The 23,429-nt window shown below is 59.6% G+C and carries 21 protein-coding genes and 1 pseudogene; 18 read left to right on the top strand and 4 right to left on the bottom strand.

Annotation, left to right across the window (positions count from 1 at the left end; genetic code table 11):
• Positions 1 to 2,543: 2,543 nt before the first annotated feature.
• Complete coding sequence (locus tag Amn_RS31345) at positions 2,544 to 3,167, bottom strand: TetR/AcrR family transcriptional regulator (protein WP_286299361.1); 624 nt, start codon at positions 3,165 to 3,167, stop codon at positions 2,544 to 2,546.
• Between the two features lie 2 nt (positions 3,168 to 3,169).
• The gene (locus Amn_RS31340; protein WP_286299359.1) at positions 3,170 to 3,634 is read right to left on the bottom strand and encodes a nuclear transport factor 2 family protein; all 465 of its coding nucleotides are present in this window, start codon (positions 3,632 to 3,634) and stop codon (positions 3,170 to 3,172) included.
• 321 nt (positions 3,635 to 3,955) lie between these two features.
• Here Amn_RS31340 and Amn_RS32775 point away from each other — a divergent pair.
• A pseudogene (locus Amn_RS32775) lies at positions 3,956 to 4,663 on the top strand (IS5 family transposase).
• Here Amn_RS32775 and Amn_RS31330 read toward each other — a convergent pair.
• Positions 4,660 to 4,860 carry a hypothetical protein gene (locus Amn_RS31330; RefSeq protein ID WP_083948915.1) on the bottom strand — a complete coding sequence of 67 codons (201 nt, stop codon included), beginning with the start codon at positions 4,858 to 4,860 and terminating at the stop codon, positions 4,660 to 4,662. The pseudogene Amn_RS32775 and the gene Amn_RS31330 sit on opposite strands and share 4 nt — an antisense overlap.
• Positions 4,861 to 5,209: 349 nt before the next feature.
• On the opposite strand from Amn_RS31330, the gene trbB reads away from it, so the two are divergent.
• From trbB to trbI, 11 genes are read left to right on the top strand one after another with little or no spacing between them, the layout of a single operon-like run.
• The gene (trbB, locus tag Amn_RS31325; protein ID WP_286299353.1) at positions 5,210 to 6,181 is read left to right on the top strand and encodes a P-type conjugative transfer ATPase TrbB; all 972 of its coding nucleotides are present in this window, start codon (positions 5,210 to 5,212) and stop codon (positions 6,179 to 6,181) included.
• Positions 6,171 to 6,542: a TrbC/VirB2 family protein gene (locus tag Amn_RS31320; protein ID WP_067969593.1), complete on the top strand. Its 372-nt coding sequence runs from the start codon at positions 6,171 to 6,173 to the stop codon at positions 6,540 to 6,542. Before trbB ends, Amn_RS31320 begins: the two co-directional genes overlap by 11 nt.
• A complete protein-coding gene (locus Amn_RS31315) occupies positions 6,535 to 6,834 on the top strand; it encodes a conjugal transfer protein TrbD (protein WP_067969590.1) in 300 nt (99 codons plus the stop codon). The genes Amn_RS31320 and Amn_RS31315 overlap by 8 nt, the downstream gene beginning before the upstream one ends.
• 12 nt (positions 6,835 to 6,846) lie before the next feature.
• Positions 6,847 to 9,324 carry a conjugal transfer protein TrbE gene (locus Amn_RS31310; protein ID WP_286299349.1) on the top strand — a complete coding sequence of 826 codons (2,478 nt, stop codon included), beginning with the start codon at positions 6,847 to 6,849 and terminating at the stop codon, positions 9,322 to 9,324.
• 25 nt (positions 9,325 to 9,349) lie between these two features.
• Complete coding sequence (gene trbJ / locus Amn_RS31305; RefSeq protein WP_286299347.1) at positions 9,350 to 10,105, top strand: P-type conjugative transfer protein TrbJ; 756 nt, start codon at positions 9,350 to 9,352, stop codon at positions 10,103 to 10,105.
• Positions 10,106 to 10,113: 8 nt separating this feature from the next.
• Positions 10,114 to 10,314 (top strand): entry exclusion protein TrbK, encoded by a 201-nt coding sequence (gene trbK, locus Amn_RS31300; RefSeq protein ID WP_353622446.1) that lies wholly within the window; start codon positions 10,114 to 10,116, stop codon positions 10,312 to 10,314.
• Positions 10,308 to 11,498 carry a P-type conjugative transfer protein TrbL gene (gene trbL / locus Amn_RS31295; protein ID WP_286299345.1) on the top strand — a complete coding sequence of 397 codons (1,191 nt, stop codon included), beginning with the start codon at positions 10,308 to 10,310 and terminating at the stop codon, positions 11,496 to 11,498. The genes trbK and trbL overlap by 7 nt, the downstream gene beginning before the upstream one ends.
• A 17-nt stretch (positions 11,499 to 11,515) precedes the next feature.
• On the top strand, positions 11,516 to 12,178 hold the full coding sequence (locus Amn_RS31290; RefSeq protein ID WP_286299343.1) for a conjugal transfer protein TrbF: 663 nt from the start codon (positions 11,516 to 11,518) through the stop codon (positions 12,176 to 12,178).
• A gap of 17 nt (positions 12,179 to 12,195) precedes the next feature.
• Complete coding sequence (gene trbG, locus Amn_RS31285) at positions 12,196 to 13,047, top strand: P-type conjugative transfer protein TrbG (protein ID WP_502874781.1); 852 nt, start codon at positions 12,196 to 12,198, stop codon at positions 13,045 to 13,047.
• 1 nt (position 13,048) lies between these two features.
• Positions 13,049 to 13,483 carry a conjugal transfer protein TrbH gene (gene trbH / locus Amn_RS31280; RefSeq protein ID WP_286299340.1) on the top strand — a complete coding sequence of 145 codons (435 nt, stop codon included), beginning with the start codon at positions 13,049 to 13,051 and terminating at the stop codon, positions 13,481 to 13,483.
• A gap of 12 nt (positions 13,484 to 13,495) precedes the next feature.
• Positions 13,496 to 14,791 (top strand): IncP-type conjugal transfer protein TrbI, encoded by a 1,296-nt coding sequence (gene trbI, locus Amn_RS31275; RefSeq protein WP_286299338.1) that lies wholly within the window; start codon positions 13,496 to 13,498, stop codon positions 14,789 to 14,791.
• A 179-nt stretch (positions 14,792 to 14,970) separates the two neighbouring features.
• Here trbI and Amn_RS31270 read toward each other — a convergent pair whose 3' ends face one another.
• On the bottom strand, positions 14,971 to 16,317 hold the full coding sequence (locus tag Amn_RS31270; RefSeq protein WP_286299336.1) for an MmgE/PrpD family protein: 1,347 nt from the start codon (positions 16,315 to 16,317) through the stop codon (positions 14,971 to 14,973).
• A gap of 139 nt (positions 16,318 to 16,456) precedes the next feature.
• On the opposite strand from Amn_RS31270, the gene Amn_RS31265 reads away from it, so the two are divergent.
• The 6 genes from Amn_RS31265 to Amn_RS31240 all read left to right on the top strand — a co-directional run bounded on the left by Amn_RS31265 (position 16,457) and on the right by Amn_RS31240 (position 23,349).
• The gene (locus tag Amn_RS31265; RefSeq protein WP_286299334.1) at positions 16,457 to 17,368 is read left to right on the top strand and encodes an NAD(P)-dependent oxidoreductase; all 912 of its coding nucleotides are present in this window, start codon (positions 16,457 to 16,459) and stop codon (positions 17,366 to 17,368) included.
• Between the two features lie 301 nt (positions 17,369 to 17,669).
• Complete coding sequence (locus Amn_RS31260; RefSeq protein ID WP_286299333.1) at positions 17,670 to 19,328, top strand: ABC transporter substrate-binding protein; 1,659 nt, start codon at positions 17,670 to 17,672, stop codon at positions 19,326 to 19,328.
• Positions 19,329 to 19,387: 59 nt separating this feature from the next.
• A complete protein-coding gene (locus Amn_RS31255) occupies positions 19,388 to 20,341 on the top strand; it encodes an ABC transporter permease (protein WP_067969548.1) in 954 nt (317 codons plus the stop codon).
• Between the two features lie 7 nt (positions 20,342 to 20,348).
• On the top strand, positions 20,349 to 21,248 hold the full coding sequence (locus Amn_RS31250; protein WP_067969545.1) for an ABC transporter permease: 900 nt from the start codon (positions 20,349 to 20,351) through the stop codon (positions 21,246 to 21,248).
• A gap of 9 nt (positions 21,249 to 21,257) precedes the next feature.
• A complete protein-coding gene (locus Amn_RS31245) occupies positions 21,258 to 22,307 on the top strand; it encodes an ABC transporter ATP-binding protein (RefSeq protein WP_286299329.1) in 1,050 nt (349 codons plus the stop codon).
• A gap of 10 nt (positions 22,308 to 22,317) precedes the next feature.
• Entirely contained in the window at positions 22,318 to 23,349 is a 1,032-nt protein-coding gene (locus Amn_RS31240; RefSeq protein WP_246790290.1) for an ABC transporter ATP-binding protein, read from the top strand.
• Positions 23,350 to 23,429 lie beyond the last annotated feature (80 nt).

The raw sequence follows: 23,429 nt of genomic DNA, 5'->3' as shown, positions 1-23,429 counted from the left end.
AGTCGCCGACTTCCGGAATAACGCTTTTCTCAAGCGATTTGCTTTTCAAGCGTGATTAATGCTTGATTCTCTCCTTCCGGCAAGAATTTTTTAGTTAACAGCAGGTTAGCGCCCGATCGAAGGCCCGGTTTGACACGGCTTCAACACATCCAGCTCCCACACCGCCATTGAGGCATATCGGGCGACTACGGATTGCTTGCGGCACGTCCATACGCTTCGTAAGCCATTGTTTTTATCGGAAAAAAACGCGTTCTGCACGGCTGTCAAATTCGACAATTCCTCGACCCCGCGTTTTCGATGAGATATTGCGCTCGCCTACCGATGCCCCCATCCACGCTACCGTCGCAGGCCAACAAAGACGCGCACGAGATGCCCCTTTCCCTCGCTTAACGAGACCTGACGAGCAGATGAGGGACGAAGGATCAGACAATGACGCCCAGAGCTCGGTCGGGTCGGTCGCGTTGTGCTCGCCAGCCCGCAACCGGCCGCGGTGGCGACGTGGCCGCTACGGTGCTTCTGTGCATCCTTGGAGGTAGGGGCGCTTTTGAGAGACGTTAGGGACTGCGGCAGCACAGGCTGACAATCCATTCCGCAGGCAGCGGAGCCACGGCGAGGTATTGTCCAACCCTACTGCACCACCGCGCTCAAGATCCGGAAGGTCTTCGATAGCCAACGGTAGCGTCGCGATAGGCGTGCCTGACCTGACCTGAGCTCACCAGCCAACAACCCGGACGCGCAGTTCGCTAAAGAGAGCTACCAAAGCCGCAAGGATCGGTGATGCCAAGGTCGATCCCAAACTCATGAAACGCGTCGGCACACTTGTCGGTCGCGTCTGAAAAATTGTCCGCGGACAACTTTTTGCCCTTCAACCAGGTAATGAGCGCTGCGCGTAAATAGCCGAAGAATGCGCGGGGCACTTCGGCCCTCGGTCAAAGCCACCAATCGACCCTCAGTTCAAAAGTTGTCCGCGGACAACTCATCGTCTCGATCAATGATCAAGCCGGGGAAGGTCAATCGTGCGGTCTATGGCCCTGTTCATCTCCGCAGTTCGGCCGAGGGCCCACTCGACCTTCCCCTCCCTTCCCTTCAAAAGTTGTCCGCGGACAACTTGCCGCTCGCACAATGATCGCGGCGTATGGGTAATCAAGCCCTATACCGCGCACCGCGACTATCGATCAGAACCATCAATCGGCTATCAGTGCAAAGCGATGTCAGCGGACAACTCGCATTCCTGTGCAACAATGAGCGGCCGGACGAGCAAGCAGTCGGCGGCTGCATCTGCGCTCCGCGCTGAAGCCTCTATTCCGGCCCGGCTTCAAAAGTTGTCCGCGGACAACTCGCTATCCTCCTTACGCACTCGACAGCCGACATGCAGCCTTCGAATGACCCTGGCTATGGCGGTGGGAATGCTCCAGAAGCTTCCGCGAAGGTGCGGACTGCGCAGCCGAGACGGCAAGGTCCGGAACAACCGGTCAGGCAGATAGCTGCGTACCGTGCGATGCGAAAAGAGCGTTTCTACAGGCTCGTTCCAGCTCACAGTCGTGGTTGGCAAGCCATTGCGGTAGCCCTCGTGCCACGGTTGTGTGCCAGGGGACGCTGGCAGTTCGTTGGGGAGGGAGGCGGAAGTCATGCATTCGCTTTCCTGGTTTGCGCAGGGGGAACGCTTCTTCAATGACCTGCATGTGGACAGGCGGAGGACGCTCATGGGCTCGATCGCTAGCGCGATCTGAACGTCGCCCGCATTCCGGAATCCAAGGCGTAGCGGGACTGATACCTTCCTTGAGCGGTTGCCTCAGGCCGATTAGCATCACGTGGAACGATCGTCGACCCGGAACCGGAAGCGTCTCGATCACGCCTTCGACGAGCCATGTCCTGTCGGCGTGTCATCACTGGCCGTGAGCCGCACCCTCGGCCACACCATCATTAGCCAATTGAACGGCACAGTTGCTTGCCGAGGCGGTGTTGCACTGGCGCCGAGTGTCCAATGGAACTTGCGCCGACGTCGAAACCATGGGGCGGGCGGGCTAGCGGGAACCGCGGGCACGCGCAGCGCCGGTAGGATAGCTTTCGTCAACATTGGATGGGGCAGGGGGCAATTGAATGACGGAGCTTTTCGTTATGCAAAGCGTGCACTCCGAGGTACTTAATCCTGTCGAAGCATCCGATCCATCAGATAAATGATGGCCGTATGGTCCAGGTGTCGCCGCCTCCGAGGGCGACTTTGCTGTAGGTAGCCCTGAACGGCTGCGGGTTCCTCAGCCGCGCAGCCCCACGATACGTCTGTCGAACGCGTCAACATAGGTAGACAGATCGCCGCCTTCAATTGAACGGTCTCAGCTGATCCACACACAGCTTCGCCAAATAGTGCTTTGGCGAAAATCGTGAGCCGCTCGTGAGCGGATTTTCAGGTAGGCTCTGTTGACATAGTTTTGTCCCGTCTCTCTGCGGACGCTTTGCTGAGACACCTGCCGCTGACCGCTCGTGGAGTGGGGAGAATGCCCGAAATCCTGCCGCTCCGCGCTGTGTTGATATCTCCGCTAATCTCAGACAAGCCGACCTTCATTTTGCGGTGAACCGTCGGTCTTGCCTTCGTTGTTAGAAGTATCGTTTTCGATCACCAATCGTCCCCGGAGTTGGTCGATAGCCCGTTGAAAAACGGCCGGATCGTCCATTGCCCGGGAAAGAACAATTGCTCCTTGAATAGCAAGAACGGCCTCTTCCGCGAGGATGCGCGATTGATCGGCTTCACGGCCCAGCCGAATAAGCGCTGCCTGCAATGCGTCCACCCAAGCTACGAAATAACCTCGGATGGCTTGCGCGAAGAGGTCACGCGTATTGGCCACCGCCAAGGCACCGACCAGGCACACACGCCTGCCGGACCTGAAATATTGGTCCGTCGAGGCGAGCATTGCACAGATGGCGCCATTAGCATCACTCTCGTTACGCAATGGGGAATATACGGCATCCTCGAACCATTGGCCGATTTCGCCGAGAACAGCCCGCACCATCTCTTCCTTTCCGTTGGGGAAGAAGTGGTAGAGGCTGCCCTTGCCGAGACCGGTAGCCTTGCTGATCAAGGCAAGGCTTGCGCCTTCATAGCCATGTTCGCGGAAAACTTCGGCCAACGGAGCTATGGCGTCGGCTCTTTCAGCGACCATGCGGGCCATGATCAGAGGCCCAGATCGCTGAGGCTGGCGTGATCATCCGGTCGACGACCAAGAGGCCAGTGGAACAAACGATCGCTTTCAGCAATCGGCATTTCATTGATGCTTGCGTGTCTGTGCGCCATCAGACCGTCGACTGCGAATTCCCAGTTCTCGTTACCATATGCGCGGTACCAGCGGCCACCATCGTCGCGATATTCATACGCGTAGCGTACCGCGATGCGGTTACCGGTGAAAGCCCATAGCTCCTTTATGAGGCGGTATTCGTGCTCCTTGTTCCACTTACGTGTCAGAAATGCCTGAGCTTCTTCGCGATTGCTCGCGAACTCGACGCGGTTCCGCCAGCGGGTGTCGAGCGTATAGGCGAGAGCGACTTTCGCTGCGTCTCTGGTGTTCCAGCCGTCTTCGGCCAACCGAACCTTTTCGATGGCGGTTTCGCGGCTGAAAGGGGGGAGTGGGGGACGTGACATCTTCAGTTCCTCGTTTAGCTGAGGCGTTTGTACCGCTTGGTAATATGTTTACCGATTGGTACAATCTCGTATGAACATGTCGTTGTCAAGTGGCATCGCCGTCTGGCCGTTTGAGATTGATCTGGAGCGGCCCGTGGTAGCCCCGTTGGCGGCGGCTGCTGACCAGGCCGGAGCGTTCTCACTCTGGTGCGATCGCGAGGTAGGCCGTACACGTCAGCGCATTATCTTGAAGACGGAGCTAATCTGGCCTAGGTCCTGTCACCCAAGCGGATCCCCAAATCAGCGTAAGCGCGTTTCAAAACTGCCTTACAGGAGGCGGTTCTGGCTCGCGGCGAACTGACGGATATGGAGTGGCGGATCATCGAGGGGCTGTTGCCCACCGAGCGCGGCAGGAAGTCTCGCCCCGCGGACGATAATCGGCAAAGTGTGAACGGCATGCTGCATGTTCTTCGGGTCGGCTGCCCTGGGCGCGACATGTACGAGCGCTACGGAAAGTGGAATTCGGTCTATCTGCGCTTTCGCCGCTGGGCCGAAGGGCGTGTGGGATGCTCTCCTTGAGACTCCCGTCGAACCGGGGCTAACGGATGATCGACAGCACTACGGTTCGCGGCCACTCTCTGGCTGCGGGCGCTAAAGGCGGACTTATCAGGAGGCTTTTGGTCGATCTCGCGGCAGCTTTACAACAAGAATCCACGCCCGTGCAGACGGTCAAGGACGCCCTCTCGGCTTCATCCTGACGGGCGGCGAGGCTTCGGATTACAACGCCTTTCCTGATCTGCTGGCGATACCGGTCGGCAAGCCGAGGCTCTCAGGCCGGTCATTCCGCCAAAAGGCCAACCGCAAGAACCCGCCCGCCTGCGACTACCGGGCCTACAACTACCGAAACTGCAGTGAGCGGATGTTCAATTGCCTCAAGCAGTTCCGTTGCGTTGCGACCCGATACGCCAAGACACGGAAAAATCCTTCTCAGCATTCCTCGCCCTGGCCGCAACCAAAATATGGTTGCCGCACTTTGTGTATAGGACCTAGCGCTGCGAGCACCAGTGCTTCGGCAGATGCTTTGGTCTCGCCATCGAAAGCCCAGCTGTCAGCGCCTCATCCAAGCATGATGTGAAGAATGCAGTTTCGGGGCTTCCCCCAAAATGATTGACCCGAATTTCGCATCCGCGCTTGCTGATCAGAATTCCAACGGCCCTCAACTGTTCCCGGACTTCCTGGAATTTCATCTTCCCATTCTCCCGTCTAATCCTCCCTCATGAGATTAGTGAAAACTAAAATGACCCGACGAGCAAGAGTTTCGTTAACCAACAGTTAACGAAACTGGCGCTCCTGCTTTTTTGATTGGCACTCGGCTGATCATCGAGGCGGCTATAGAATTCTACACTCTTCCCAAAGCGCATCCTGTGATCACTTCGCCCCAATCCAGCCAGTGAGGACTGCGAGGGGCGATGGCAACTGAGGCACTTTGTTTCACGCAAAAGCGAATGAGCAACTGGCGGCGCCGGGCCGTCCTGCCCGTATCAGGGCATCTCCCCTTCTCGGCCGTCTTTCACCCAGCGGCATGAGCTAGCCGACATGGCGCAACTTCGCTCTCATCCGCGTCTCATAGGCAAGCTTCGGGATGCCTTTGGCCAGGACCTCTGCGCTGCACTCGAAGACACATCCGTCGTCGAGATCATGCTGAACCCCGACGGACGCCTTTTCATCGAGCGCCTCGGACATGGCATCTCGCCAGCCGGCGAGATGAAGCCGACCACCGCCGAGATCGTCATTGGAAGCGTCGCGCACGCGCTGCATTCCGAGGCTGATGAGGAACGTCCGATCATCTCAGGCGAGTTGCCGATCGGCGGTCATCGTTTTGAAGGTTTGCTGCCACCCGTAGTCTCGGCCCCGACATTCACCATCCGGCGTCGCGCTTCGCGGCTGATCCCGCTTGTCGACTATGTGTCCTTCAACATGATGACCGAGCAGCAAGCAGCGGTGATCCGTAACGCGATCACGTCACGGCAGAACATCGTCATCTCGGGTGGGACCGGTTCGGGCAAAACGACCTTGGCGAATGCGATCATCGCCGAGATTGTCGAAAAGGCACCGCAGGATCGGTTGCTCATCCTGGAGGACACGGCCGAGATCCAGTGCGCTGCAGAGAATGCGGTGGTGCTTCGTACCAGCGACACGATCGATATGGCCCGTCTGCTCAAGAGCACGATGCGGCTGAGACCAGATCGCATCATTGTCGGCGAGGTCCGTGATGGTGCGGCCCTCACCCTACTGAAGGCCTGGAACACCGGCCATCCCGGCGGGGTGACGACGATCCACTCCAATACAGCGATGTCTGCATTGCGGCGGCTCGAACAGCTTACCGCCGAAGTCAGCCAGAAGCCGATGAAGGAGGTGATTGGTGAAGCCGTTGATCTCGTCGTGTCTATCGCGCGGACGCCCACAGGTCGAAGAGTGCGCGATGTCATCCATGTCGAGCGCTTTGCCGGCGTGCAGTACCACACCGAAACCTACGCTCAGATGGAGGAGCAGCGCCATGTCGCTTGACCGTCAAACCGTTCTCATCGTCAGCGCATTTGCGCTTATGTTCATGCTGGTCGACCCGGCCCTCGCCAGCTCCGGGGGTGGCTTGCCGTGGGAAGGCCCGCTGCAACGAATCCAGCAGTCAATCACCGGACCTGTCGCGGGCTTCATCGCGCTGGCCGCTGTTGCTGTTGCTGGCGGCATGCTGATTTTTGGCGGCGAGCTCAACGATTTCGCGCGCAGGCTCATGTATGTGGTGCTGGTTGCGGGCATTCTGCTCGGCGCCACTCAAATCGTCGCGCTATTCGGTGCAACAGGCGCCTCCATCGGCGATGTCGACGCCTCCGCTGCTTCTTCCGAGACAGGGGAGGGGGACCATGACTGACATAGGGTCCAATCTCCAGCGTAACCGCATCCATCGTGCTCTGTCGCGTCCAAACCTGCTGATGGGGGCGGACCGGGAACTGGTCCTCGTCACCGGTCTTGCTGCAGCGATCTTGATCTTCGTGGTGCTGACGCTGCATTCGGCGGTGTTTGGGATCGCCGTGTGGATCGGGGTGGTTGCCGCACTTCGAATGATGGCGAAGGCCGACCCGATGATGCGCCGCGTCTATATCAGACACATCTGCTATCGGTCGCACTACCGGCCCACCTCTACGCCCTGGCACCGCTACTGAGGGTGATGAACCATGGCCGCACTTCGTCCCTTTCGACATTCCGGCCCGTCCTTTGCTGATCTTGTTCCGTATGCGGGACTGATCGCCAATGGCGTCATCCTGCTTAAGGACGGGAGCCTGATGGCAGGCTGGTACTTCGCAGGCCCGGATTCGGAGAGCTCGACCGATGCCGAGCGCAACGAGATTTCGCGTCAGATCAACGCCATCCTTTCGCGCCTTGGCTCGGGCTGGATGGTCCAGGTCGAGGCCGTGCGATTGCCGACCGTAGCTTATCCTGCAACTGCGGAGTGCCATTTTCCCGATCCCGTCACGCGTGCCATCGACGCTGAGCGACGTGCGCATTTCGAGCGGGAGAAGGGGCACTATGAGAGCCGGCATGCGCTGATCCTGACCTATCATCCTCCGACGAGGCAACGATCGGGGTTGACCCGCTATCTCTATTCGGACCCGGAGAGCCGTGTCGCAACCTATGCCGACAAGGTGCTTGAAACGTTTCAGACCGCGATCCGGGAAGTCGAGCAATATCTCGCCAACGTCTTGTCCATCAGGCGAATGGAAACGCGATCGGCCGAGGAGCGCGGCGGTTTTCTGACCGCACATTACGACGAACTGTTCCAGTTCATCCGCTTTTGCATCACGGGAGAAAACCACCCTGTGCGCCTGCCAGACATCCCGATGTATCTCGACTGGCTGGTGACGGCAGAGCTCCAGCACGGCCTGACGCCGATCGTCGAAAGCCGCTTTCTTGGCGTTGTTGCGATCGACGGGCTGCCGGCCGAAAGCTGGCCTGGCATCCTGAACTCGCTTGACCTGATGCCGCTGACCTATCGCTGGTCGTCGCGCTTCATGTTCCTCGATGACCAGGAAGCCCGCCAAAAGCTCGAACGCACCCGCAAGAAGTGGCAGCAGAAGGTCCGGCCCTTTTTCGACCAGCTGTTCCAGACGCAGTCGCGCTCGATCGACCAGGACGCCATGACGATGGTGGCGGAGACGGAGGATGCGATCGCACAAGCCTCCCCGCAGCTTGTCGCCTATGGTTACTACACGCCTGTCATCGTGCTGTTTGACGAAAGCAGCACTCGTCTTCGCGAGAACTGTGAGGCCGTGCGTCGTCTGATCCAGGCTGAGGGCTTCGGGGCGAGAATCGAGACGCTGAATGCGACCGAGGCATTCCTGGGTTCGCTGCCCGGCAACTGGTACGCCAATGTTCGCGAGCCGCTGATCCACACACGTAACCTTTCCGATCTCATCCCACTGAATTCGGTCTGGTCCGGCAGTGCTATAGCCCCTTGCCCGTTTTATCCGCCGGCCTCTCCACCACTGATGCAGGTTGCGTCGGGCTCGACACCGTTTCGGTTGAACCTGCATGTCGAAGATGTCGGCCACACCCTCATCTTCGGGCCGACCGGATCGGGCAAGTCGACACTACTGGCGCTGATTGTGGCCCAGTTCCGGCGCTACCCCGGAGCCCAGATATTCGCCTTCGACAAGGGCCGATCGATGCTGCCGCTCACACTGGCCGCCGGCGGCGACCACTACGAGATCGGGGCCGACAGCGATGTTTCGACAGGGGAGGGGGCAAGTTCAGTTTCGGCGCTCGCCTTCTGTCCGCTTTCGGACCTCGCCACCGACGCCGACAGGGCCTTTGCGTCCGAATGGATCGAGACGCTCGTAGCGCTACAAGGCATTTCGATCACACCCGATCACCGCAACGCGATCTCAAGACAAGTCGCGCTTTTGACGGATGCCCGCGGACGCTCACTCTCTGACTTCGTCTCCGGCGTTCAGATGCGCGAGATCAAGGAGGCTCTCCATCACTACACAGTCGACGGCCCGATGGGGCAACTGCTTGACGCCGAAAGCGATGGCCTGTCGCTCAGCTCGCTGCAGACCTTCGAGATCGAGGAGTTGATGAATATGGGCGAGCGCAATCTCGTGCCCGTGCTCACCTACCTCTTCCGCAAGATTGAGAAACGCTTGACTGGCGCACCGAGCCTGATCGTCCTCGACGAGGCATGGCTGATGCTGGGTCACCCGACATTTCGCGACAAGATCAGGGAATGGCTGAAGGTGCTGCGCAAGGCCAATTGCGCCGTGGTGCTCGCCACCCAGTCGATTTCCGATGCCGAGCGCTCCGGCATCATCGATGTGCTGAAGGAATCCTGTCCCACGAAGATCTGCCTGCCTAATGGGGCTGCGCGCGAGGCAGGCACGCGTGAGTTTTACCAGCGTATCGGCTTTAACGAACGCCAGATCGAAATCGTCGCAACGGCAGTTCCCAAACGTGAATATTACGTCGCCTCGCCGGAAGGCCGCCGACTGTTCGACATGTCGCTGGGACCGCTCGCCCTGTCCTTCGTCGGCGCCACTGGCAAGCAAGATCTCCAACGCATTCTGGCCCTGAAGCGCGAACACGGCGCGGACTGGCCGAGCTATTGGCTCGAAATGAGAGGAATTGCCCATGCCGCGGCATTTTTTCCATCCACATAGTCTGCAAATGGCCGGTACCGCGGTCATGTTCAGTGTCACCATGGTAGCACCGGTCACAGGTCATGCCGGCGGCGTAACGGGCCAGGCGACCGAATGGACACAACTCGCCAACAATGCCGAGTTGATCGCGCTCGTCGGCAAGTCGGCCGATCAGGTCAACAACCAGGTCAAGCAGATCACGCAATTGGCCGAGCAGATCCAGAACCAGCTCAACATCTACAACAACCTGCTGCAAAACACTGCCCGGCTGCCAAAGCATATGTGGGGACAGGTCGAAGGCGACCTTCGGAAGCTGCAATCCATCGTCGGGCAAGGACAGGGCATCGCGTTCTCGATGGGAAACATCGATGACATGCTGAAGCAGCGCTTCCAGAGCTTTGCCGATTTCAAGACCGGCCTCGCCGATGGCCAGACATTTTCCGATAACTACCAGACCTGGTCGACCACGAACCGCGACACCATCGCTGGTACGCTGAAGGCGGCAGGGCTTACGGCTGACCAGTTCACCTCCGAGGAAGCGACAATGAGCTCTCTCCGCGCCATGTCGGAGACATCGGACGGCCAGATGAAAGCGCTTCAGGTCGGCCACCAGATAGCGGCCCAGCAGGTAGCGCAATTCCAGAAGCTGCGCGGGCTGGTCTCGCAACAGACCACAATGATGGGGACCTGGTTCCAGTCCAGACAGGCGGACAAGGACCTCGCCCAAGCACGGCGCGAGAACTTTTTCAATTCGCCTTTGCCCAATGTGCGGGGCGGCCAAATGATGGAGCCGCGCTGGTGAACGCTTCCATGCTCATTGGAATATCGACCGGCATCGCAATCAGCGTCTGCGCAGGCAGCGCCTTCTGGATGCTGCAGCAATTCTCACCGGTGGATGAGGCACCCGCACCCATCTCGGAAAGGGCACGTAGGGAGCATGCCGAAAGGTTCTTCGGCGGAGATCCCGATCGGAAAGTGCGCGGCGGCCAGGAGATGAGGCCGCGATGGTAACCGTCAAGCAAGTCGGCAGGCATCAACTCGCTTTCGCGGTGATCGGTGCACTCCTCATTGCCTGCGCACCGGCGCTCGCGCAACAAGGATCTGTACTGACGACCCTGGAGAACCAGGTCATGACGGCCGCGCGGGGTTGGCAAACAACGGTCATGAATGCCGCCCGTTCGCTATTCTGGATCCTCGCCGGCATCGAGGTTGCGATTGCAGCGGTCTGGCTTGCGATCAACACAGCCTCGCTCGACAGCTGGTTTGCGGAGCTCGTGCGCCGGATCATGTTCATCGGCCTGTTCGCATTCATCCTCGATCAGGGCCCGAGCTTCGCAAGAGCGGTCGTCGACAGCCTTTTTCAGATCGGCGCCAGTGGCGGATCGGCGTCACCCGCCAATATCTTCGACGCCGGCATCCGCGTTGCCTCGAAGATGTCTGAACAGGCAAAATTCGGCCTGTTCGAAGACAATGCGCTGGCGATAGCCGCCGTCTTCGCAATGGTCGTGGTAGTCGTCTGTTTCAGCCTGGTCGCGGCGATCTTCGTCGCGGTGCTCGTCGAGATGTATGTCGGCCTTCTCGCTGGCATGATCATGCTCGGATTTGGCGGGTCGTCCTTCACCAAGGATTTTGCCGTCCGCTACCTCATCTATGCCTTCTCGGTCGGGATGAAGCTCATGGCGCTGGTGATGATCGCCCGGATCGGCTCGGAAGTGCTGATCGGCCTGGCAGAAGCACCGACGGCAAAGTCAGAACAGTTTGTCACCACGCTGGCCATCGCCGGAATAGCCGTCGTGGTTTTCATCATCGCCATGTACGTCCCCGCCATCCTTCAGGGTGTTGTGCAAGGAGTTTCCGTTTCCGGCGGCATGGAAGCGATACGTCATGGTGGGCACGCAGCGACTTTCACCGCCGGCGGTGCCTTTCTTGGCGCAGGTGCCGTTGCGAGCGGCGCTACGGCGGCAAGTGCGGCCCGGGCGGGCGGCGCTTCCATGGCCGGAGCAGCCATGCGCGGCATGGCATCGGGGATCGGTAGTGCCGGATGGGCTGCGGCATCGGCGGCCAAGGAAAAAGCAATTGCAGCACCGGGAGCCTATGCCGGGTCTCTGCTCGGGCTCGCCAACGCCAAACTCGACCAGGGCCGGCCGTCCGGCAGGACCATCGCCGCACCACAGCCGCTCGATGAGAAGAACTAGCCCGGAAAGAACCCCTCATGGCCGAGCGCAAACCGCCCGAAAATCCCTATCTCGCAGCACGCCAGGAATGGAACGAGCGCTATGGCTCATATATGAAGGCGGCCGCCGGCTGGCGTATCGTCGGCATCACAGGAATGCTCATGGCGGTGATCGGGTTCGCCTATGCGCTGTTCCAGAGCACTCAAGTCAAACTGATCCCCTACATCGTTGAAGTCGACAAGCTTGGAACCTCGGCACATGCGGGCTACCCGCAGCAGATCGAATATGCTGACACACGTGTCGTCCGCGCCGCCCTGGGCAGCTTCGTCTCCAATTTCCGTAGCGTGACCCCTGATGCGGTCGTGCAGAAGCAGTACATCGACCGTACGTACGCGCACTTGAGGACGTCAGACCCCGCGACCGAGAAGGTCAATGCGTGGTTCCGCTCGAGTTCGCCCTTCGACAAGGCCAGGACCGCAACCGTTGCCATCGAGGTCAACAACATCGTTGCTCTGTCACCGCAGTCGTTCCAGCTCGACTGGACCGAGTTCGAACGCGACCGCAAGGGCAAAGAGACGGCCGTGCGTCGCTTCCGCGGCATCGCGACCGTCACACTGACCCCACCACAGGATGAGGGCGTCATCCGGCTCAACCCTATCGGTCTCTACCTCCGCGACTTCGACTGGACCGCGCAGCTATGAAAGGCATAGCCCAACTCATGATCATTGCCACCAGACCCGTCGGTGCAACTCTCCCCCTCGTGACCACGTTTGTCGCCGCACTCGCCGCCGCCGCTCCAGTCTTCCTTCCGAAAGCCTATGCCGAGGGCATGAGTGCCAACGAGCAAAGGGGGACCGGAATTTCAGGGCAATGGCGCGGAAAGAAAGGCCTCGTCACCAAGGGCGCCGACGGCAAGGTGGTCTTCCTCTATGGTGAGATCCAGCCCTCAGTCGTCTGTTCGCCGCTGCAGGTTTGCGACATCGAGCTTCAGACAGGCGAAGCAGTGCGTGACGTATTGGTCGGCGATACGGTGCGCTGGAAGGTAGAGCCAGCGACCTCCGGCGCCATCGGCGGGCAGGCGATCCACCTGATCGTCAAGCCCTCCGAACCGGATCTTGTTACGTCGATGGTGGTGACGACCTCGCGGCGAACCTACCACATCCAGCTGAAGTCGCATGAGCACCAATATATGGCGCGTGTCGGGTTTGAGTATCCGGAAGATGTGAGTGCGAAACTTGCCGACATGAACGCACGGCTCGAGGCAAGCCTCATTCCGGGCGCCGGTGTTCCAGCCGAGCAGTTGAACTTTGCCTACTCAATCTCCGGCAATGCGCGCTGGCGCCCGACGCGGGTCTATTCCGACGGAACCAAGACCTACATCCAGTTTCCGCGATCCGTCTCCGGTCAGGATGCACCGGTACTGTTCGTTGTGTCAGGGGGTGAGAACCGCGTCGTCAACTATCGGATGAAAGCCGACATGATGGTGGTTGACTATCATGTGGAGCGCGCCGTCCTTGTCTCAGGCGTCGGCTGGAAACAGGAGAAGATCACCATCAGGCGAGGGCGTTAGGATGCGCCGCACCTTTACCGTTCTGCTTCTCACGTGCGCAGTTGCCGGTTGTCAGACGTCCACCGGCAACGGCTTGGTGGCCAGTTCAGCGCCGCCTGAGATTTCAGGATCCGCTGCCAGCGCCATTGCGGGCGACATGGTGACCAAGCTTGCCGAGCAGATCGGCCCGGCCAACGGCACCATCATCATGAAACCTGACAGCTCGCCCTTCGGCCAGGCGCTTCAAGCATCACTGAAAAGTTGGGGGTATGCTGTCGCCACGGACCAGAAAACGGGCGGCCAGAAAGAGATCGCGCTTGCCTATGTCGTCGACAGCCACGAGGGGCAGGTACTGGTGCGCATGTCGACCAGCACGGTTGAACTCGGACGTGCATACCGAACGACAATGTCGGGTGCATCTCCTGCAAGTCCGCTCTCGGTCATGCGCCGCGGATAGGGGAGGGGAAGCATGGTTCAATCCTTGAAGCTTGGCGGTGCGCCAAACGAGGAGAGCAGTATCCGCCGCATCAACCGCTTGCCGGTCGTCATCGCAGCCGTGCTCGTGATGCTGGTCCTCGCCCTGATCATCTTTGGCCTGACATCGCGCGGGCTGTTCTTTCGTGGCAACGAGGGCATTGACCCAGCCTCGAGCAATTCGGCGTCGACATATGCCGACCAGCTGAAACGCGGAGTGTCGAACGGCATCATCGGTGAGCCGGCCGAGACGGCTCCGGTTCAACCCGCGCAGGGCGCTTCGGCACAAGCGCAGCCAGCGGCCGGCAATCCCTTTGCTCCCCAGCCCCAGAACGAAAAGCAATCTGTCGAGCAGGGTGAGCCCGATGAGGTCTGGAAGGCTCGCCTCGAGCGCGAACAGCGCGAGCAATACATTCGCGAGCGCCATCGCCAGAAAATGGCGCGACTGCAGGCAAGCGATGCTGCCTACGACTCGCCCCTCACGATCAATCTTAACAGTCTGGAAGCGCCCGCCCCAGGCGAGCTACCCAGCAGCGGGAGTGCCCTGGCTGCCGGATCAGCCTCAGCTGGCGATCTCTATACCGCTGCCCTCCGCTCAGGCATCGGCAGCCAGAGCCTCGACCCGAATGGCCAGCGCACCAAGAGTGACTTCTTCAACACTGACATGAGGGAACTCGGCTATCTGCCGAACAAGATCGTGCCCCAGCAGTCGCCCTATGAGCTGAAACGCGGCGCGGTGATTCCGGCCACGCTGATCACCGGAGTGAATTCTGACCTGCCCGGCCGCATCAGCGCCCAAGTCAGCCAGAACGTTTATGACAGTGCAACCGGTCACCATCTGCTCGTTCCACAGGGCACCAAGCTCTTCGGCCGCTATGACAGCGCGGTATCGTTCGGACAATCGCGTGTGCTCGTCATCTGGACCGATATCATCTTTCCCAACGGGTCGACTTTGCAGATCGGCGGCATGGCCGGCACTGACGCGCAGGGCAATGGCGGCTTCAAGGACAAGGTCGACAACTACTATTTCAAGACATTCGGCTCGGCAGTTCTGCTCGCGATCGTCGGTGCCGGCATTGACATGGCCATTCCGAAATCGTCGACACGTGCCAACCAGGACAGTTCATCCGATGCGGCGCGGCGGAATTTCGCTGAGACCTTTGGGCGGCTTGCTGAGCGTACCATCAGCAAGAACCTCGACGTCCAACCGACCCTCGAAATCCGACCCGGCTACAAGTTTAACGTTCTCGTCGACCAGGACATTGTCTTTCCAAGTGATTATCGCGGCTGAGACGACGGGATGCGCGGCGGTTTGGTGCCTCACCCTCTGTTCTCACATCGAGCATCCGGATCAGACATCTCCGGCGCACACTCCCAAGGGCCGGCAGCCCGCTGGCGCCATGCGCATGCTGAACGCCATTGCCCCTTTCGATGTCTTGAGACAAGGGAGCCGAAGCGGTGTCTGCGCGGCTAGGTTGGTGTCGCTAACGCCAACAAACCAGCGATGTCGTCGAGCTCCTCCATCTCCCAGATGTGTTTGACCATCGTTCTCTTTGCCTCTTTCGAAAGTCTGCCTTGGGTCAGGTGTTGAAACTTCTCCTCCAGTTCGCCGTCGGAAAGAGGATTGGCCGTCCCCCCACGCGCGGCCGTCGTAACCTGCTCGTATTCCGTGCCCGACACGGTTTTGATGACGACCCGCGCCGCCTCCACATCCAAGTTCGGATCCGCGTGAAGACGCACCTTCCGGCGTAACGCCGCGATGTCTTCATCTCTCAGACCGGCTTCGGAAAACAGCCATAGCGGCATTTCCCCGAATGACAGGCCTATTGCGGCAGCGTGCTGGGCACTCAACTGAGCATCACTGGCAGAACTGGGCTCAGGCCGATCGGCGCGCAAGAGAAGAAGCGGGTTTCCATGTACCGTGACCAGGCCGATGTCTCGTGGTTTTGTTCCATGACGCCGATAGAGCTCCAGGCACGCGTCGATGACAGGGTTGACCACCACCCCGGTCGGATAGGGTTTGTAGGCGTTTTGCGCCAGCTGCCAGCTGTTGCCCCAGCCACTGACGATAGACTGGCCTTGGGCGCCGTTCCCAAGGACGGCGAGGTAGCCATTGTCGCCTTCAAGGGCACGATATGGCCCATCCAGCCCGGCTTGCGCCAGCATTGCGCTCCACAGGCCGCCGCGGCTGGCATTTCCGATGCACACGCTCTTCGCCCCTGTGCCGAGGCACTCCACAAGGCCGGACGCCTGGGTAGCGGCGATTGCAAGAGCGTGGCGTGTCTGGATATGGTCCAGTCTCATTGCCACGCTTGCTGCAGCGGCCGCCCCAATCACCCCGCATGTTGCGGTAATATGCCAGCCCTTCCGATAATGATGTGGTGAAATGGCGTTGCCGATGCGGCAGGCGACCTCCACGCCCAATACAAAGGCGAGAATAAATTCCGCTCCGCTCATCTGCCTTTGTTCTGCCAGCGCAAAGAGCGGCGGGGCGATTGGGGCGGTCGGATGGATGACGGTCGGAACGTGGGTGTCGTCGAAGTCGGCAACATTGGCGCTGGCGGCATTCAAGAAGCTCGCGGCAAGGACATCGCTGCGCAAACTCCGGCCGATGATGGTGGCCGGGCCTACCGTCGGCGAGTGTGGCAATGTCGACAGGAACACTGCGAGCGCCGGTGCGTCTGAACCACTTATTGCCGTCCCGAAAAAGTTCAGGATGGAGCGTTTCACGTCATGGCGAATTTCCGGCGGCAAGTCATCGAATGTTGAAGCCGCCACCTGTCGTGCCAGGATGTCGGTGATTGCGGTATCGTCCATCTTGCGTTCCGTTCCATGCTGGCTCTTGATCAGGGCAACTCGCTACTGGGCAAGGCCAGCAAGTTTCAGGCCAACACCCTTTCAAGTCGAGTGGCCTGGAACTTGCTGGGGATGTTCCGGGACCATTATGAGAGGCGACATGACAAAAGCATCCATTGCATTCATCGGAACGGGCGCCATGGGCGCGCCCATGGCCGCACGACTATTAGCATCCGGGTTCGACGTGACGGTTAACTCAAGGAGCAGGGCACGCGCCGAAGGGCTCATTGCTGCCGGAGCAAACTGGGCCGACACTGCCGCCGAAGCTGCTGCGCGATCAAAAATCGTCCTGACCTGTCTGACCGACAATCAGGCGACCGAGGCAGTCTATCTTGGCGAAAAAGGCATACTCTCGGGCGGGCGGCCAGACTGCGTGGTTGACCTGGCAACGTCGGGGCCTGATCTATCGCGCAAATTGGCGCAGGCGCTGGGCCACGCTGGCGTAGGATTTGTCGATGCGCCCGTAACCGGGGGAGTGCCCAAGGCGCGCGATGGGACATTGACCATCATAGCTTCAGGAAAGGTCTCATCCATAGAGCTCGCCCGGCCGGCGCTTTCGGCCGTCGGATCGCGCATCTACGTTGTAGGAGAAAGCCCCGGTCAGGCCCAGCAGGCGAAATTGATCAACAACATGTTGAACTACACGGCTCTTGCCGCAACTTGCGAGGCCATGGTTGTGGGGGCAAAGGCCGGGCTCGACGTGGAAACGCTTGTGCAGGTGGTCAATGCTGGATCTGGCAAGAACTCGGCGACAGAGCTCAAGTTCCCAATGGCGATCCTGCCACGCACATTCAACTATGGCTCTACGCACCATACGACGCATAAGGACCTGTCGCTGTTCCTCGAAATGGCAGACGAACTGGATGTTCCTTCCCCGATCGCCAGCCATATTTTCCAGCTTTGGCGGACCTGGCAGCGGGATCATGCCGATGAAGATTTCACGACGATCGCCAGAATGTTCGAAGGCTGGTCGGGCGTCCAGATGAGCCCTGGTGACAGGAAGCCGAGGTGACCGCAACACGGACAATCTGTCCTTCGCAGCGACACCGGCCCCAGGCGGGTGGCGGCTTGACGGACGCCACCCGCATAGTTGCTCCATGCGACCGCCATCGCTCGACCCGGATAAATCCGGCAATGATGCCCTTGTGGCCGCCCGTCCTGCGATTTTTCGGAGCGTAAGCTCCGAATCCAATCGGTTTCTGCGCCATCTTGAACATGAAGCGTGCTTGGGGAGGGCGCGTTGCAACGGCGTTCTCCAATTTGGCACGCCGCTTGCTACGACTGTCTCATAGACGAAAAGGAGGAGGAACCAAATGTCGTCTCAAGAACCAAAAGCGCAAAACTCTGCGCTCTCGCCAAGCCGCCGCGACATCCTTGCAGGAGCTCTCGCAGCAGTTGCCGGGTTGACGATGACGTGGAAGGGGCACGCCCTGGCGGGCGAAGGCGAGAAGGTGCTTCGTGTCGCCATGACCGTAAGCGACATTCCCCTGACAACTGGCCAGCCCAGCCAAGGCACCGAAGGTATTCGCTTCATCGGGACCACCATCTACGATTCCCTGATCGCCTGGGATCTTTCGAGCGGTGAGAAAGCTGCGACCCTGCGAGCCGGATTGGCTGAAAGCTGGTCGGTTGACGCAAATGACAAGACACTATGGACGCTCAAGCTGCGCAAGGGCGTGACGTTCCATGATGGTTCGGAATTTAATGCCGATGCCGTTGTCTGGAACTTCGACAAGCTGATGAAGAAGGATGCCCCGCAGTTCGACCAGGCACAGTCGGTGCAGGCATCGCAGTATTACGGCAGCATCAGCTCCTGGAGCAAGGTTGACGACAACACCGTACAGATCAGGTCGAAGAAACCCGACGCTGCCTTTCCCTACAGTCTTGTGAACCTCTTTTTTTCGAGCCCGAAACGTTGGGAGGAGGTGGGCGGGGATTGGAACAAGTTTGCATCGCAACCATCTGGCACCGGGCCGTGGGTGGTCGACAAGCTGGTGCCCCGGGAGCGCATCGAGCTAAAGGGCAATCAGAACTATTGGGATGAGGCGCGCCGTCCGAAGTCTGACCGGCTTGTTCTTTTGCCCATGCCTGACGCGAATACGCGTGTTGCCGCACTCTTGGCCGGTCAGGTCGACTTCGTGGAGGCGCCGCCACCTGATGCCATTCCGCGTCTGCAGGGGGCGGGAATGCAGATCGTGACAAACGCCTATCCGCATGTCTGGTGTTATGAAATCAGCACCATGGAGGACTCGGCTTTCCACGATGTCAGGGTCAGGCAGGCTGCGAACCTTGCAATTGACCGCGATGGCATGGTTGCGCTCCTTGGCGGCCTGGCCATTCCGGCAAAAGGCATGGTCAATGAGGGCCATCCATGGTTCGGCAACCCAACGTTCAAGCTCCGATACGATCCGGACGAGGCCAAAAAGCTTCTGGCAGAGGCCGGATATGGCCCCGACAAACCTGCAAAGCTGAAAATCATCATCGCGCCTTCAGGGTCCGGTCAAATGCAGCCGATTGCGATGAATGAACTGATCAAGGAGAACTATCGGGCGGTAGGCATCGACCTGGAGTTTGAAGTTCTTGACTGGGAGACGCTGCGCGGCCGGCGGCGCGCCGGTGCCTTTGCTCCCGAAAACAAGGGGCGCGACGGCGTCAACAACAGCTGGGCATTCTGGGATCCGGACATTGCCCTGCTCAAGACCGCCGCTTCTTCCGAAACGCCGCCAACCGGCTACAATTGGGGTAAGTTCACCGACGCCAAGGCGGACGAGTTGGTCAGTGCGGCGAGAAACGCCTTTGACGCAGCAGAACAGGACAAGATCCTCGCCGAACTGCACGCACATGTCGTGGACCAGGCCATGTGGGTATGGGCCGTTCATGATCTCAATCCGCGTGCGCTTGCGCCGAACGTCAAAGGCTTCGTTCAGGCGCAGAGCTGGCTTCAGGATCTGACGCCTGTCGTTGTCGAATAATTCGAAAGAAGAGGGCCGGTCCCAGACTGGGGCCGGTCTCAATTTCGAGGAGAACACCGGTGCTTACTTACATCTTGCGACGCATTCTCTACGCAATTCCAATTGCCGTCGGAGTGTCGATCGTCTGCTTTTCTCTGATCCATCTTGCTCCTGGCGACCCGCTGAGTGCCGTAATTCCAGAGGGCGCGAGCGAAGAGGTGGTGCGCGACCTGAAGGCAGCCTACGGCTTCGATCAGCCTTTGCCTGTGCAGTATTTCACCTGGCTCGGCAGGGTGGCCACAGGCGATTTTGGACATTCGATCATGACGCGGCGGCCGGTGCTCGCCGAAATCATGCCAGCGGTCGCCAACACGCTCATACTGTCGGTCGCAGCCGTCCTGATCGGTGTTGTGGTCGGCCTGCTGCTCGGCATCGTTGCCGGCTATGCCGACGGCATTTTCGTTGATCGCAGCGTTACGGCCCTGGCCGTGGCCGGCATCAGCATTCCCAATTATTGGTTGGGCATGGTGCTGGTCGTGATTTTTGCCGTCAATTTCGGCGCACTGCCCGCCATGGGAATGGGACCGCGCGGCTCGGAAGGTTTTGCCCTCAACTGGGAAAGCATCAAATATCTGATCCTGCCGGCGATTTCCTTGTCGGTCATTCCTGCCGGCATCATCTCACGTTCGGTGCGCGCAACTGTTGCCGACGTTCGAAAACAGGATTTTGTGCAGACCCTTTATGCCAAGGGGCTGCCGCCAAGCCGCGTCTTCATGCACATCGCCAAGAACTCGGCCCCTGCAGTGCTTGCCGTCGTCGGGTTGCAGATCGCATATCTGATGGGTGGATCCATCTTGGTTGAAACGGTGTTTTCGTGGCCAGGAACCGGCTTTTTGCTCAACTCTGCAATCTTCACGCGTGACCTGCCCGTACTCCAGGGCACCATCTTGGTGCTCGCCATGTTCTTCGTCTTCGTCAATCTCGTCGTCGATCTGATGCAGACCCTTCTTGATCCTCGAATTAGACGCAAGTGAGCGCCCCATGTCACCCAGCATAATTAGCGAGGCAGCCTCGCCATCGACCGCGGTGTCACAACAGGTGTCGCGCAGCTTCTGGTATGCAGTCCGCCGCCGTCTCATGCGCGATCCGACGACGATCGGGTGCAGCGCGATCCTCCTGATGATCGCCGTCGCTGCGATCCTTGCGCCCCTCATCACCTCCCATGATCCATTCGCAACCAGCATCGCAAAGAGGCTCTTGCCACCCGGCAGCCAAGGCCACCTGCTCGGCACGGACGAACTGGGTCGCGACCTGCTGACGCGCATTGTCTATGGCGGGCGGATGTCGCTGTTCATGGGCTTCACGCCGGTCGTCCTGGCAACTGGCATCGGCGGGTTTCTCGGCATAGTCGCCGGTTACGCTGGCGGCGGGCTGAACATGACCATCATGCGCCTTATCGACGTCTTCTACGCTTTCCCTTCAGTGCTTCTGGCCGTAGCGATTTCCGGTGTGCTGGGGGCCGGTCTCGCCAACAGTCTGGTTGCGTTGACACTTGTCTTCATTCCCCCGATCGCGCGCGTGGCCGAAAGTGTGACAACCCAGGTCAGGGCCCAGGATTTCGTTGAGGCAGCCCGCGCAACAGGAGCATCGACCTTTCGGATCGTCGTAACTCACGTGTTGAGCAACGTGGTCGGCCCCATCCTCATCTTTGCGTCCAGTCTGATTAGTGTTTCGATCGTGCTGGGCTCGGGTTTGAGCTTTCTGGGCCTGGGCGTGGTCCCGCCCGAGGCTGAGTGGGGGCTTATGCTCAACACGTTGCGGCAATCGATCTACGTCGCGCCGGTGAACGCCGTGCTTCCCGGGGTGATGATTTTCGTCACCTCGATGTGTGCCAACCTGATCAGTGACGGTCTGCGTTCGGCTATGGACGTCAAGGTTTGAGGTAAAGTGATGCGAACCGGTCTGATTTCAGATGACGTCGATGGCGCCAATCCCACCGCAGCCAATCCTTTGCTTCGCGTTCAGGGTTTACGGAAGTACTTTCCCATCCAGTTCGGCCTGCTTGGGCGGCCATCGGCCTATGTCAGGAGTGTGGATGGAGTGTCCTTTGATGTCGCCGCGGGAGAAACGCTCGGCATCGTAGGTGAGTCCGGCTGCGGGAAGTCCACAACCGCACGTGTACTCATTCGCCTGTTGAAGCCCGACGAAGGCGCAATGGCGCTCGATGGCCAGCCCGTTGGCGCCGGCGGGCTGAGCGAGCGCGAAATGCGTCAGCAGATCCAGATGGTGTTTCAGGACAGCTATGCGTCCTTGAACCCCAGGTTGACCATCGAGGATAGTATTGCCTTTGGGCTCAGGGCAAACGGGGTCAAACGTGCCTTGGCGCAGGAGCGGGCTCACGAGGTGCTGGACATGGTGGGCTTGCGCCCGGCAGTCTTTGCGCAGCGCTATCCGCATGAGCTCTCTGGTGGTCAACGTCAAAGGGTCAACATTGCTCGGGCGCTCGCGCTCAATCCTCGGATAGTCATCCTGGATGAGGCGGTTTCGGCCCTGGACAAGTCAGTCGAAGCGCAGGTTCTGAACCTCCTTGTCGAGCTGAAAGAGCGGCTGAACCTCACCTACATCTTTATCTCCCATGACCTGAACGTGGTGCAGTACATCAGCGACCGGGTGATGGTGATGTATCTCGGTCAGGCGATCGAAATGGGCCCGGTTTCGCAAATCTATGGCGATCCAAAACACCCTTACACACGTGGCTTGCTCGCCTCTCGCTTGCCCATGGATCCGCGCCATCGGGTGAGCGAACCGCCGCTGGCCGGTGATCCACCCAATCCGATCAATCCACCCTCGGGCTGCCGGTTCCGCACACGCTGTCCAATTGCGGAAACGGTATGTGCTGCTACGCAGCCGATGCTGCTGTCTGGTGGTCGAGACCATCAAGTTGCCTGCCATGCACACCAGCCCGGCTCGGGCCACAGCCTGGCAACGGCGGCAGCGTAAGGAGATGTCGATGCTAGAGCGTATGGCTGCCAACAACTTTCAGCTCGTTGAGCAGAAGCCACTTGTCGAGGTTGATGATTTGAGGGTGCGATTTGTTTCGCGCGATCTCGATGTCCAGGTCGTCAATGGTGTGAGTTTCAAGCTGAATGAGGGAAAGGTCCTCTGCCTCCTTGGGGAGTCGGGCTCCGGCAAGAGTGTTACGATGCGCGCGCTGATGCGGCTGATGCCTTCGCATGCCGAGCTTCGAGGCAATATCAGCATCGATGGGAACGACATGCTGTCGGTGCCGGCCAGAAAATTGCGGAAGCTGCGCGGTCGGCTGGTGTCGATGGTTTTCCAGGAGCCCATGACGGCACTGGATCCAGTGTTCACAGTCGGCAACCAGATCGCCGAGTCTGTGGCCTACCATGATGGTGTCTCCGCAAAGGCGGCGCGTGCAAGAGCCCTGGAGCTGCTGGAGCTTGTACAGGTCCCATCCGCGGCGAGGCGGCTGGATGCCTACCCGCACGAGCTCTCCGGCGGACTGCGCCAGCGCGTGATGATCGCACTTGCTCTTGCGTGTCGGCCAAAACTTCTTTTGGCCGACGAACCGACCACGGCCCTCGATGCCACTGTGCAGATCCAGATTCTTCTGCTTCTGCGCAAGCTGCAGGAGGAGCTTGGCATGGCCACTATTTTTGTGACCCATGATCTTGGCGTCGCCTGCGAGGTGGCAGACGACGTGGCGGTCATGTACGCTGGCCGGTTCGTCGAGCATGGCCCGATCACTGAAGTGATGGACAGACCGAGCCATCCATACACGGAGGGCCTATTGCGCTCCACCGTACATGGGTCAACGCGTGGCAAACGGCTTGATCCGATCCCTGGCACTCCTCCGGATCTGCGGGATCTGCCATCTGGTTGCGCCTTTGCGCCTCGCTGTTCTTATGTCCGGGAGAGCTGCGGCACGTCAGTACCGTGGCCGTTTCAGGCGGGGAGCGATCAGCACACTGCACGCTGCTTCAGGCTCGACCCGAACGAAGGTTGGGCTGCCACCACTTGACGGTCCTGCAGCCTGAACAACCAGGCAGCAGATCCTGGCGGAAATGACAATGAAATAAGGCCACTGTCGCAACGGTGGCC

The sequence above is a fragment of the Aminobacter sp. Y103A genome, assembly GCF_030294925.1.
GTDB classification, from domain to species: domain Bacteria; phylum Pseudomonadota; class Alphaproteobacteria; order Rhizobiales; family Rhizobiaceae; genus Aminobacter; species Aminobacter ciceronei.
The sequence above is the reverse complement of the archived record's forward strand: the minus strand, read 5'-3'. Positions and strand labels throughout refer to the sequence as shown.

Bases quoted from the DNA above. Each gene is read 5' to 3' on its own strand.
- trbB (WP_286299353.1), top strand. From the start codon at position 5,210: ATGGCGCAACTTCGCTCTCATCCGCGTCTCATAGGCAAGCTTCGGGAT.
- trbI (WP_286299338.1), top strand. From the start codon at position 13,496: ATGGTTCAATCCTTGAAGCTTGGCGGTGCGCCAAACGAGGAGAGCAGT.
- Amn_RS31320 (WP_067969593.1), top strand. From the start codon at position 6,171: ATGTCGCTTGACCGTCAAACCGTTCTCATCGTCAGCGCATTTGCGCTT.
- Amn_RS31290 (WP_286299343.1), top strand. From the start codon at position 11,516: ATGGCCGAGCGCAAACCGCCCGAAAATCCCTATCTCGCAGCACGCCAG.
- Amn_RS31330 (WP_083948915.1), bottom strand. From the start codon at position 4,860: ATGAAATTCCAGGAAGTCCGGGAACAGTTGAGGGCCGTTGGAATTCTG.
- trbH (WP_286299340.1), top strand. From the start codon at position 13,049: ATGCGCCGCACCTTTACCGTTCTGCTTCTCACGTGCGCAGTTGCCGGT.
- trbG (WP_502874781.1), top strand. From the start codon at position 12,196: ATGATCATTGCCACCAGACCCGTCGGTGCAACTCTCCCCCTCGTGACC.
- trbL (WP_286299345.1), top strand. From the start codon at position 10,308: ATGGTAACCGTCAAGCAAGTCGGCAGGCATCAACTCGCTTTCGCGGTG.
- Amn_RS31260 (WP_286299333.1), top strand. From the start codon at position 17,670: ATGTCGTCTCAAGAACCAAAAGCGCAAAACTCTGCGCTCTCGCCAAGC.
- Amn_RS31240 (WP_246790290.1), top strand. From the start codon at position 22,318: ATGCTAGAGCGTATGGCTGCCAACAACTTTCAGCTCGTTGAGCAGAAG.
- Amn_RS31310 (WP_286299349.1), top strand. From the start codon at position 6,847: ATGGCCGCACTTCGTCCCTTTCGACATTCCGGCCCGTCCTTTGCTGAT.
- Amn_RS31340 (WP_286299359.1), bottom strand. From the start codon at position 3,634: ATGTCACGTCCCCCACTCCCCCCTTTCAGCCGCGAAACCGCCATCGAA.
- Amn_RS31245 (WP_286299329.1), top strand. From the start codon at position 21,258: ATGCGAACCGGTCTGATTTCAGATGACGTCGATGGCGCCAATCCCACC.
- Amn_RS31250 (WP_067969545.1), top strand. From the start codon at position 20,349: ATGTCACCCAGCATAATTAGCGAGGCAGCCTCGCCATCGACCGCGGTG.
- trbJ (WP_286299347.1), top strand. From the start codon at position 9,350: ATGTTCAGTGTCACCATGGTAGCACCGGTCACAGGTCATGCCGGCGGC.
- Amn_RS31270 (WP_286299336.1), bottom strand. From the start codon at position 16,317: ATGGACGATACCGCAATCACCGACATCCTGGCACGACAGGTGGCGGCT.
- trbK (WP_353622446.1), top strand. From the start codon at position 10,114: ATGCTCATTGGAATATCGACCGGCATCGCAATCAGCGTCTGCGCAGGC.
- Amn_RS31315 (WP_067969590.1), top strand. From the start codon at position 6,535: ATGACTGACATAGGGTCCAATCTCCAGCGTAACCGCATCCATCGTGCT.
- Amn_RS31345 (WP_286299361.1), bottom strand. From the start codon at position 3,167: ATGGCCCGCATGGTCGCTGAAAGAGCCGACGCCATAGCTCCGTTGGCC.
- Amn_RS31265 (WP_286299334.1), top strand. From the start codon at position 16,457: ATGACAAAAGCATCCATTGCATTCATCGGAACGGGCGCCATGGGCGCG.